This is a genomic window from Allomuricauda sp. R78024 (assembly GCF_044596045.1).
Taxonomy (GTDB): Bacteria; Bacteroidota; Bacteroidia; order Flavobacteriales; family Flavobacteriaceae; genus Flagellimonas.
In genome coordinates, this window is the sequence record NZ_CP138995.1 from 2,102,438 (window position 1) to 2,114,101 (window position 11,664).

General features: G+C 36.6%; 8 protein-coding genes. 6 read left to right on the forward strand and 2 right to left on the reverse strand.

What is annotated here, in order from left to right:
• Positions 1 to 53: 53 nt before the first annotated feature.
• Entirely contained in the window at positions 54 to 1,340 is a 1,287-nt protein-coding gene (locus SJY44_RS09335) for a D-alanyl-D-alanine carboxypeptidase (RefSeq protein WP_396589501.1), read from the reverse strand.
• Positions 1,341 to 1,460: 120 nt separating this feature from the next.
• Here SJY44_RS09335 and SJY44_RS09340 point away from each other — a divergent pair, with 120 nt between their 5' ends.
• A complete protein-coding gene (locus tag SJY44_RS09340) occupies positions 1,461 to 1,658 on the forward strand; it encodes a hypothetical protein (RefSeq protein ID WP_298927803.1) in 198 nt (65 codons plus the stop codon).
• 50 nt (positions 1,659 to 1,708) lie between these two features.
• Here the strand turns inward: SJY44_RS09340 and SJY44_RS09345 are convergent, their stop codons facing one another.
• On the reverse strand, positions 1,709 to 2,650 hold the full coding sequence (locus SJY44_RS09345; RefSeq protein ID WP_396589502.1) for a LysR substrate-binding domain-containing protein: 942 nt from the start codon (positions 2,648 to 2,650) through the stop codon (positions 1,709 to 1,711).
• A 172-nt stretch (positions 2,651 to 2,822) separates the two neighbouring features.
• Between SJY44_RS09345 and SJY44_RS09350 the strand changes: the two genes are divergently transcribed.
• From SJY44_RS09350 to SJY44_RS09370, 5 genes are all read left to right on the forward strand, one after another.
• The gene (locus SJY44_RS09350; protein ID WP_396589503.1) at positions 2,823 to 4,673 is read left to right on the forward strand and encodes a sigma 54-interacting transcriptional regulator; all 1,851 of its coding nucleotides are present in this window, start codon (positions 2,823 to 2,825) and stop codon (positions 4,671 to 4,673) included.
• A gap of 174 nt (positions 4,674 to 4,847) precedes the next feature.
• Positions 4,848 to 5,399: an OsmC family protein gene (locus SJY44_RS09355; RefSeq protein ID WP_396589504.1), complete on the forward strand. Its 552-nt coding sequence runs from the start codon at positions 4,848 to 4,850 to the stop codon at positions 5,397 to 5,399.
• A 90-nt stretch (positions 5,400 to 5,489) separates the two neighbouring features.
• Positions 5,490 to 8,954 (forward strand): 4Fe-4S binding protein, encoded by a 3,465-nt coding sequence (locus tag SJY44_RS09360; RefSeq protein ID WP_396589505.1) that lies wholly within the window; start codon positions 5,490 to 5,492, stop codon positions 8,952 to 8,954.
• Positions 8,955 to 8,964: 10 nt separating this feature from the next.
• Positions 8,965 to 10,089 (forward strand): NAD(P)H-dependent flavin oxidoreductase, encoded by a 1,125-nt coding sequence (locus SJY44_RS09365; protein ID WP_396589506.1) that lies wholly within the window; start codon positions 8,965 to 8,967, stop codon positions 10,087 to 10,089.
• 69 nt (positions 10,090 to 10,158) lie between these two features.
• Positions 10,159 to 11,643 (forward strand): pyridoxal phosphate-dependent decarboxylase family protein, encoded by a 1,485-nt coding sequence (locus SJY44_RS09370; protein WP_396589507.1) that lies wholly within the window; start codon positions 10,159 to 10,161, stop codon positions 11,641 to 11,643.
• Positions 11,644 to 11,664 lie beyond the last annotated feature (21 nt).

Below are 11,664 nucleotides of genomic sequence, written 5' to 3' on the forward strand. Positions count from 1 at the left end.
TTGTTTTGTTTGATGGAATCGAGAGAAGCTGCCTTCTCTCGGTTCTTTTTTGTTTAATATTTTTCGCGAAGTTGATTGAGAACTGATTCAATCTCTAGACGTATTTGAGATGTAGACACTGTAAAATGATTGTTCATAAAACTAAAAATCAAAATTTTTCCAGATTTTGTTTTTAGATAACCACTTAAATTATAATTGTTGCCCAGAGAACCCGATTTCGCAAAAATGTAAGGCGCAATATTCGAGTTTTTCCAAGTTGCAATTGTCCCAGAAGAATCCCACATAGGGAAAATTTGAAACAAGCGTTCTTCTGGTATCTCTTCATATATTTTTTGAAGTATTTGGGTCATTGACCTTGGAGTGAACAGATTGTACCTTGATAGTCCAGAACCATCGACCCACCTTGGCTTGTGTTCTAAATCAGTTAATTCATTTTCCAGCATATATGTTATACTGGTTTGCGTACTCAATGTATCAGATAGGGTAGAGGAACCAACCATCAATAACTGCTCTGCTAGAAAATTATCACTTTCATAGAGCATTTGCTTATAAATGGAATCGGTGGCTATTCCGTAAAGCACTTTTTTTTCTTCCGTAGGAAAACTGTCAAGGAGCATTACATTTTTTTTCAAAACCTGCTCCAGTAGTTTCTTTGTAAATGCATTACTAGTTATAAAAGGTACTTGCAAGGTATCTTGATTGTTGGGTTTTATATAGAATTGGTTTGTAAACTCTTCCCTTTGTTTAGGTTTATCTTGAATGAAAACCTTATCCAATAAAAAATGAGGAGATGCTTTTAATTCACCATTGTTTGAAATGGTAGCAACATTCCCATAAAGCGGAAGTGTATTTTTTTGGGGTGAAAAATAAGTGTCATAATCTTCCCATGCCCATCCAGGACCAAACCTATTTTCTTCAGAATTATTGAGGTGCAGGGCAAGATGGTCATATTTTTTAAGCAAGGTGATTCCTGTACTATCCATAAAATAAGGATGAAGCCACGTAGGATCTCCAGTGCCTTCTGCATAAAGGGTATCATTTTGAATACTATATTTTAAGGTGGGAATCTTTTTTGGCAGCAGTTTTAGGCCGGTATACAGGGTAACCACTTTTACATTACTTGCTGGGGTAAAGTATCTATCACCATTGGTATTATAAATGGTCTGAGTTGTCTTGGAATCGACTACAACTAAGCCATGAAAAGAATTTTTTAAGTCTCCGTTATTTAGCCTGGAATCAAATTTAGATAGACGAGACGAAGCACAGCCAAAAAGAAAGAAAAATCCTATAAACACTACAATAGGAAAATATTTAATACGCTGATTATATGGGTTGTACATATTTACTGTTTATCGAATTTAACACGAAATTATTTAATTTTTAACGGCAATTTGACGCATTTGTGCATGATTTTTCTTAATTTAGATGACAACCTTTTAATCCAATATAATCAAATTTCTATGCCCAGAGCAATGTTAGATTACACCAAAACTATTTTACAAAAAGTTAGTTTTGATGCTAAACTATTCGCAAAAGAATTACAGAAAGCTGTTTCAAGGTTATTACCAAGTGAAATTGAAGAACTCAAAATCTGGTTAGAATATTTTATTTTAGACAAGCCAGAATTACATCCCACGTTAATTTTAATAAAAGCATAAAAATAAGAGCCGCTCAAGCGGCTCTTTTCATTTTAACTATCCACTAAAGGTTAATTTTTACCGAGTGGACTAATTATTTTCACGTCTTGAAAAGCTATGGCACCTCTCACAATGCCAGAGATTACTTCTTTCAATGCCTCTGTAATTTGAATTTTAAGTTCACTCTTATGATAAATCAAACTTATCTCACGAGCTGGAGAAGGGTTTTTGAAGGGCCTTAAATATTGCTTTTTCTTCTGTTCTAAATCTAACGTATTTAGATATGGGAGCAGTGTCATTCCCATACCTTCATCTGCCAAACTGACTAGCGTTTCAAAACTGCCGCTTTCAATTTTAAATTGCTCATCGTGAAGATTCTTAGGGGATTTACAAAGATTTATTACACCATCCCTAAAACAATGTCCGTCTTGTAATAAAAGGATATCATTAACATCTAAATCTTCAGTGGTCAACTGATTCAGTGATGACAAACGATGGCTCTTAGGCACATAACCTACAAATGGTTCATAATAAAGAGGACGTTCTTTAATAAATTCAATTTCTAATGGGGTAGCCGCTATTGCAGCGTCCAAATGTCCATCCAAAATGTTCCGTATTAAGGTATCTGTTGGTTGTTCTTTAATAATGAGATTTACCTTGGGATACTTTTTTATAAAAGTGTTCAAAAACATTGGAAGTAATGTGGGCATAACCGTGGGTATAATACCTATGGTATAATCTCCCCCAATAAACCCTTTGTCTTGGTCAACTATGTCTTTAATCCGTTCAGCTTCAGCTACAATGTTTTTGGCTTGAGCTACTATTTTTTTTCCCACCTCAGTAATGGAAATGGGTTTTTTACTTCGATCAAATATTAAAATATCAAGCTCATCCTCAAGCTTTTGTACCTGCATGCTTAATGTAGGTTGAGTAACAAAACTCTTTTCCGCAGCAAGAGTGAAATTTTTGTATTCTGCAACAGCCAAAACATACTGTAATTGGGTTATAGTCATCAATTATAAATTAGTGATATAAAAATATGAAAAACTATCAGTTTAATCTATAATGGACTAAGGAAAGATATTTGGTCTTCAATGAAAGATGAAGTAGAAAAAAAATCAACGATGCCAATGGTTAAATTGCAAATCTTTATATTTATTTAATACCGAACCATTACAACCAAGAATGAACAAATCTGAATTAGATGAAATTGTAGATTTTCTTAAAAAGGTTTCATTTTTTTCTGATGTAACTAGGACTTCTCTTTTGGAACTATGTAAGAGTTCAAAAATCGAGTTTTTTGAAAGAAATGAATGCATAATAGAGAAAGGTGAGATAGGGAAGGCTATGTACGTTATCTTGGACGGAAAAGTAAACGTTCATGATAAACAACACTCTTACAGCACATTCTCAACTGCGGACTGTTTTGGAGAATATGCCCTAATAGATGATGAACCTCGCTCAGCTTCGGTTACTGCAATTGAAGATACATCAGTTCTGAAAATTGAAGCCAAGTATTTTGTAGAGTTGGTAAGTACAGATATGGGCTTTACAAAAGGAATTTTATCTGTGTTGATCAAAAGACATAGAGAGTTGGATGTCATTCAAGAACGTTTGGCCGCTTCTAAACAGGAAATTGAATTAGGTAATGCTAAAATGAGCGGACTTATCAATGGGGCCATGGATGCCATTATTATGTTCGATGAAAAATTCCGTATCATTTTAACAAATCCATCAGCTAATAAGCTACTTAAAAATGAGGATGGCCTGCAGCGAAATGTACTTTTCTTTTTTGACGATACTAGTGCTAACTTAATAGAGTCTTTAGTTAAATCTGGATTGGATGATAACACCAAGACCTTTAACAATTACCTTCCAGAAATTGTAAAGGTCATTGGCTCTAATGATACTGAAACCTTAAATGAAGGGACCATTAGTAGATATGGTAATGATCGTGAAACTTTTTATACCCTGATATTAAGAAATATTGAAGAACGCTTGATTGCCCAGGATAAAATAAATCAGCTAACAACGCGAACAAAATATTTAGAAGAAGAAATTATACAATTGACCAGCAACCATGGAATTTTGGCAGAAGACCAAAGCATGGTGAATGTATTGAATCTTATAGACCAAGTGGCCAATACGGATGCGACCGTTTTGATTAATGGAGAAACAGGTACGGGAAAAGAACTAGTTGCCAGGGCAATTCACACAGCAAGTGACCGAAGTGAAAAACCTTTGATTCGAATTAATTGTGGGGCAATACCGGCAAATCTTATAGAAAGTGAACTTTTTGGACATGAGAAAGGAGCCTTTACTGGTGCTACAGCTACTAGAAAGGGCCGATTCTTACTAGCGGATAAGGGAACTATTTTCTTGGATGAAATAGGAGAGTTGCCTTTGAATTTGCAACCAAAATTACTAAGGGTTATTCAAGAAGGAGAATTTGACCCATTAGGAAGCTCCAGTACAATAAAGGTGGATGTAAGAATTATAGCAGCAACGCATAGAGATTTGTTCGAGTTTTCAAAACAGGGAAAGTTTAGGGAAGATTTATTTTATAGATTAAACGTTTTTCCTATAACTGTGCCGGCTCTAAAAGATAGGGGAGATGATGTGTGTTTGATTGCCCAAAACATGGTGCAAGAGTTTAGCAAAAAATTTAATAAGCCTGTAACTGTTTTAACAAAAGAACAAAAAGCACTTTTCTTGGAGTATGAATGGCCAGGGAATGTTAGAGAGCTACAAAATTTAGTGGAACGGGCCCTAATTATTTCAAAAAACAGAAAAATTGACTGGGCTCAAATAATTCCAAATTCTCATAAAGAAAACCTTCCTCATAATCCAGAAGAATCCAATATAGTATTAACCTCTACTGAAATTGTACAAATAGAAAAGGAGAACATTTTAAAAGCCTTGCGACAAACCAACTGGAAAATTTCTGGAGATAAAGGTGCCGCGGCTCTACTAAAACTGCGTCCAACAACACTTACCTCAAAAATTAAGGCTTTAGGTATCGTACGTCCGGTATAAGTCACGATATTTCATAAATAAAATCACGATATTTCATAAATAAACGATATTTCGTAATACTTTTATTTAAGTAAAAATGTTGTAACAATCTGATTGTAAATTGATTACATTTTTTGGCATGCCAAATGCATCTCTACTGGCAAATAGAAAAATTAATCTTTAAAATTTAAAAAAATGATTACAACAGCAAACATTAAAAACGGAGTAAACGTAGATCAGTTAGTAGAAACTATCGGTGCGGTACAACAAAATCCAGAATTGGCCAAGTTCGAGTTCAGAACTAAAAACAATTGGATAGAAGGTGGACATTGTGTGTCCAGTGTTAAAAGCTTTTACGGGGTAGGAGCAGAAGATACTTCTCGTGAAGAAACGTTCACTATGGAATGTGACCATCCAAATGTATTATTAGGAAATGACAAAGCAGCTACACCTGCAGAGGTTGTACTACATGCTTTAGGTTCTTGTTTAACTGGTGCTATGGCGTACCATGCTGCAGCCAACGGAATTGAAATTGAAGGAGCAGAGTCTTCTTTGGATGGTGGCATGGATTTACACGGTTTTTTAGGTCTTGATCCTGAAGTAAGAAAAGGTTTTGACGGAATTAAAGTTAGACTTAAAGTTAAGTCTGATGCTACTGTAGAACAATTGGAAAACTTGGCAAAGTTCTCCCCAGTATTTGATATCATTACCAATCCTACGCCAGTTTCTATTGAAATTGTAAAGTAAGACTTTTAAAAAAGGCCGTAACCCAAAACAATTGGGACGGCCTTTTTTATTTCCATTTCCAGTTATTCTGCCAATCATCTCCATCAATTCATGAAAATTAACAAGCATATCATTGTAAACGGTAACCAGGGTGCGGCTCACATAGCTTATAAAGTTAATGAGGTATGCCCTATTTATCCGATAACACCTTCTTCAGAAATGTCGGAGTTGGTAGAGCAATGGAGTGCTGATCAACAGGAAAATATTTTTGGTCATGTACCAGATACTTTTGAAATGCAAAGCGAAGCTGGAGTAGCAGGAGCAATGCATGGTGCACTACAAACAGGGTCATTGGCCACTACCTTCACAGCTTCTCAGGGCTTATTACTCATGATGCCCAATATGTATAAAATAGCGGGTGAACTAACCCCTAATGTAATTCATGTAGCCACAAGATCAGTTGCTACTCATGCCCTTTCCATTTTTGGTGACCATAGCGATATTATGGCTGTGAGAAATACTGGATATGCCTTTTTAGGAGCAAGTTCTGTTCAAGAGACTATGGATTTTGCACTAATCTCCCAAGTTTCATCATTGGAATCAAGAATTCCGTTTGTTCATTTTTTTGATGGCTTTAGAACTTCACACCAAACTTCAAAAATTGAAAAAATTTCAGATCAGGTCATAAGAACCATGATCAATAAAGATTTTATAAGTGCTCATAAGAATAGAGCGCTTAACCCAAACAAACCTGTTATAAGAGGAACATCCCAAGGTCCAGATGTGTTTTTTCAGAGTAGGGAAGCTATTAATACCTATTACGATGCCTGTCCAGATATTGTACAAGACCAAATGGATGAATTTGCTAAACTGACGGGAAGACAATACAAAATATTCGATTATATAGGTAATCCCAAAGCGGAGCAAGTAATCATTGCAATGGCATCTGCAACGGAGACCATTGAAGAAACCATTCATTATTTGAATTCCAAAGGCAGTAAAATAGGTCTAATAAAAGTGCGACTGTTTAGGCCTTTTAGTAGTAAACACTTTATCAATGCCATACCAAAGACATGTAAGGCAATTGCTGTTTTAGATCGTACCAAGGAACCTGGATCTACAGGAGAACCTTTGTATTTGGATGTAGTTCAATCTTTAATGCAAACTATAAATACTAACAAATTCAAAACATTTCCAAATATAGTTGGTGGACGTTATGGATTGGCTTCCAAAGAATTTACACCCTCAATGGTCAAAGCTATTGTTGAAAACCTTAAGAGTGCAAATCCAAAAAATAATTTTACGGTTGGTATTACCGATGATGTAACTGGTTTAAGTCTTGATTGTAATGACGAGCTACAAATTCAAGGTAAAAATTATCAAGCACTTTTTTATGAAACTAGAAGGGATAATACCCAATCACATTTTAATACCACATTACAATTGTTGGGAACAAACACTAATAATTATGTGCAAGGATATACGGAATGTGATTACAAAAAATCAAATTCTAGGAGTGTTTCGCATTTACGTATCTCACAAAGTGTTATAAAAGCTCCATATTTAATTACCGCTCCGGACTTTGTAGTCTGTGACTCAATTGACTTCCTTAGAAGGGAGGCAATCCTACAAAATATAAAAATTTCAGGAGTGTTATTAATTCATTCAGAACTTGAGTCGGTTAGTTTTTGGGCAGCACTTTCTATTGAAGAACAAATACTTATTCAAGAAAAAGAAATCTCATTACATATCGTGAATCTCAGCATATTGAATAAAACATATGTTATCAAGGGTAAATCAGTATCCGCAATCCAAGCGTGTCATCTAACCTTAAAAGAAGAACTTATTGATACCACTGACATTCATGAGCTAAAGAAATATATTAAGAAAGTAGACACTTCTCAGCTTCTAAAAGCCAATGAAGAGGTATTGAGCAATAATGAAGGTTTTTCAAAGACACTTTTGGGGAAACTTTTGGCTGGAAAAGGAGAAGAACTTCCGGTAGGCTCATTACCAGTTGATGGAACTTTTGCAAGTGATACATCTCAATTCAGTGTTAGAGATATTACATTGGAAATCCCTCAATGGGATGCCGATTTATGTACCCAATGTGGAGCATGCAGCATGGCATGTCCGCAAGGAGCAATACGGATGAAGGTCTATGATGATGATATCTTGTTGAATGCTCCATCAAGTTATAAATCAGATCGGTTTTTGGAAGATATGGATGGCTTTGATTTGCTCAATTATACGGTTCAGGTAAACCCCGAACAATGTACTTCCTGTAATAATTGTGTAGATGCCTGTCCTGCGAAGGCACTTATGATGAATAATGACAGCTCTGGAATTGAAAGTGAAAAAGAGAATTGGAAATTCTTTGAAACTATTCCAGAATTTGACAGAACCAAAATTGATACTACCAAAGTAAGTCAGCAGCAATTGCAAGAACCGTTGTTCAAATATGCTATGGGTGTAGATGGCTGTGGAGAGGCTCCCTATTTAAAATTAATGTCGCAGTTATTTGGAGATCGTATGTTAGTGGCAAATGCAACAGGGGCAAGTTCCATTTTTGGTGGAGCATTGCCCACAACACCATGGTCCAAAAATGAGTTGGGTAGGGGGCCGGCATGGTCTAATTCCTTGTTTGAGGATAATGCGGAATTCGGTTTGGGATACCGCTTATCCTTAGATCAACAAGAAATTCAAGCTAAAAACCTACTTAAAAAACTAGCTGCCCAACTTGATTCAATTCTGATTCAGAATATTTTGGATGCAAGACAAACTACAGAAATTGAAATTATCCAACAAAGAAATCGTATAACGGATTTAAATAAACAACTGAGAGAAATTGCACAACCCGAAGCGACACAGCTGTTGGGGATTACTGATAGTTTGGTTAAAAAAAGTGTATGGATTGTTGGGGGCGATGGCTGGGCGTATGACATAGGGTATGGGGGATTAGATCATGTTCTGGCATCAGGAAAAAATGTAAATATTTTGGTTTTGGATAATGAAGTTTATTCCAATACTGGAGGACAAATGTCAAAGGCAACACCTTTTGGGGCTTCAGCAAAATATGCTTCTAAAGGCAAACAAAAACAAAAGAAGGATTTAGGGCTTTTGGCTACGGCGTATGAAGATGTTTATGTGGCCTCTGTTGCCATGGGAGCTAGTCAAGAGCAAACTTTGAAGGCATTTGTAGAAGCAGAACAGCATGATGGTCCATCTATTATTATTGCTTACTGCCATAGCCCAGCTCATGGGATTGATATGAAGAATCCATCACAATATCATAAGGCAGCTGTGGCATCAGGTCAATGGTTGCTGTATAGAAATGACCCGCGTAGAGTTGCCAAAGGTTATAATCAAATGCAATTGGATTCCGAAGCACCTGCTATTCCTATTCAGGATTATCTCCGATTGGAAAAACGATTTGCAAAGATTTTTGATGACAACCAAACAGGGTTTGAGTCAAGTATAGGACAAATACAAGCCAATATCGACTTGCGTTATTCAAAGTATTTGGCAATGACTAAACAAGAACTAAAACAACCAGAATTTCAATATAACTTTTAACGCAAAAACAATGAAAAACAAAAACCTTTCCCGTAGAAAATTTATAGGGAAAAGCGTAGCTACAAGTGCTGCAATGACAGCTTTTCCAATGATTGCATTCTCAGAAACTTCCAATGATGGAAAAGAAGAACCCATCTTCCCTAAATCATTCGAATTTTCTAAAAAGACGGAACACTTATTATCGCTATTGAATATTAAATACCCTATTATCCAAGCACCTACGGGTGGAGCAGTTACAACTGCATTAACAGCGGCAGTTGCTTCATCTGGGGGACTCGGAGCTCTACCATTGACGTGGACCAGTCCAAAGGGTAGCACAAAAAGGATCAATGCTGTAAAAAAGGAAACCAAGGGTTCATTCTTCGCAAATTTTGTTTTGCAATGGGAGCCAGAAGCCTTGGACGAAACAATTGATGCTGGAATTAAAATTATTCAGTTCTCATGGGGAATACCCGATCCAGCTATTGTAGCAAAAATTAAGAAAGCTGGAATTGTTTTGGGAATTCAAGTGACCAGTGAAGCAAGCACTCTGGCCGCACTTGAGGCAGGGGCAGATTATTTGGTATGCCAGGGTACCGAGGCCGGAGGTCATGTACATGCATCAAGACCTTTGGCTAATGCATTAGAGAGGGTTTTAAAAGTTGCAGGAGATATTCCGGTTGTTGCTTCAGGAGGAATAGCAACAGGTAGTGATATGAAAAAATATATGAAAATGGGTGCTGCAGGTGTAGTAATGGGGTCTAGGTTTGTGGCTACAAAGGAAAGTGGAGCGCATCCAGAATATAAAGAAGCACTTACTAAAGCAACCGCAGATGACACGGTGTTTACCGTGTGCTTAAATAAAGGTTGGGAAAATGCTACACATCGCATAATCAGAAATAAAACTTTTGAAATGTGGGAAGCTGCAGGATGTCCTCAAACTGGAAGTAGGCCCGGTGAAGATGATGTTTTGGTAACCTATAAAACTGGTGAAGGAAAGATAACCAGATACCAATTAGCAACACCTAACACCAGTATGGAAGGTAAAGTAACGGAGATTGGAATGTATGCTGGGGAAGGCGTGGGGCATATTAATGATATTCCATCAGTTGATATACTGATGAAGCGGATTTGGAAAGAATTTCAAGAATCCTAAAAAGATAAACAATATACAGACCATATAATCAGCTAGTAAATCATATTTTTAATTTGATAAATATCAACAATGACCAAAAATAGAATTAACCCTATAGAGATAAGTGAACAAGAGTTCAAGGAAAGTGGATATCGCTTAATTGATAGGATAACGGACTTCAATGCCGCTATTGGGAAAAGACCTGTAACAACTGCAGAAAATCCTGAACAAGTTCGCAGTTTAATAGGGGATAGGGAGTTGCCGGAGAATGGCACTTCTGTTTCAGAGCTAATATCTAAAACTACCACACAGTTATTTGACCATTCCCTATTCAATGGGCATCCCAAATTTATGGGATACATAACTTCATCACCAGCTCCAATAGGTGCATTGAGCGATTTGTTGGCTGCTACGGTGAATCCAAATGTTGGTGCGTATATTCTGAGTCCTGTGGCCACAGAAATTGAAAAGCAAACCATACAATGGTTATGCGAGTTCATTGGTGTTCCATCTACATATGGCGGAATTTTTGTCAGTGGAGGGAATATGGCAAATTTCACAGCTTTTCTAGCCGCAAGAACTGCAAAAGCCCCTAAAGAACTTAAAGAAGAAGGTCTTGCGCATGTTCAAAAAATGGTAGTGTATTGTTCTAAAACGACCCATACTTGGATTGAAAAAGCGGCAATTCTATTTGGTCACGGAACCAAATCTGTTAGGTGGATTGAAACAGATGAAAGCAACAAGATGGACGTTAATGCATTGGAATCTGCAATAAAAGAGGATTTAAATGCGGGACATAAACCTTTTATGGTAGCAGGTACTGCGGGAGATGTAAGTACAGGAACCGTGGATAATTTGGAAGCATTGGCTACAATCTCCAAATCTTATGACCTATGGTTTCACATAGATGGTGCATATGGAGTTCCAGCTGCTATTATTCCCGAGCTAAAAGAAGTATTCCAAGGTATTAAAGAAGCTGATTCTATCGCAATAGATCCTCATAAATGGCTGTATAGTCCTTTAGAGGCTGGTTGTACTTTGGTAAAGAATCCTAAGCATTTAGTTGATACCTATAGCTCTCATCCAGAATATTACAATTTTAGCAATGAACATGCAGAGCAGAATTTTTATGAATATGGACTTCAAAACTCAAGAGGATTTAGAGCTTTAAAGGTGTGGTTGATGTTGCAACAGGTAGGAAAGAAGGGATATGCAAAAATGATAAAAGAAGATATACAGCTGTCTGAACTGTTATTTGAAAAAGCAGCGGCGCATGACGAACTTGAAGCTACCTTACAGAGTTTAAGCATTACCACATTTAGGTATGTGCCTTTGAATATTTCAGATAAAATTGAAGATAAGGATGCCTATTTAAACCAATTAAACGAAACCCTGGTCAATGAATTACAGCGAGGAGGTAAAGTGTTTTTATCCAATGCCATTGTTGATGGAAAGTATTGCTTGAGGAGTTGTATTGTAAACTTTAGAACTTCTAGAAAAGATATTGAGGAAATCATTGAGATAGTGGTGGCAGAAGGTAGAAAAGTTCATGAGCGTATATCTAGAGAGATTTAAAAAGCCTCTTTTTCACTATTT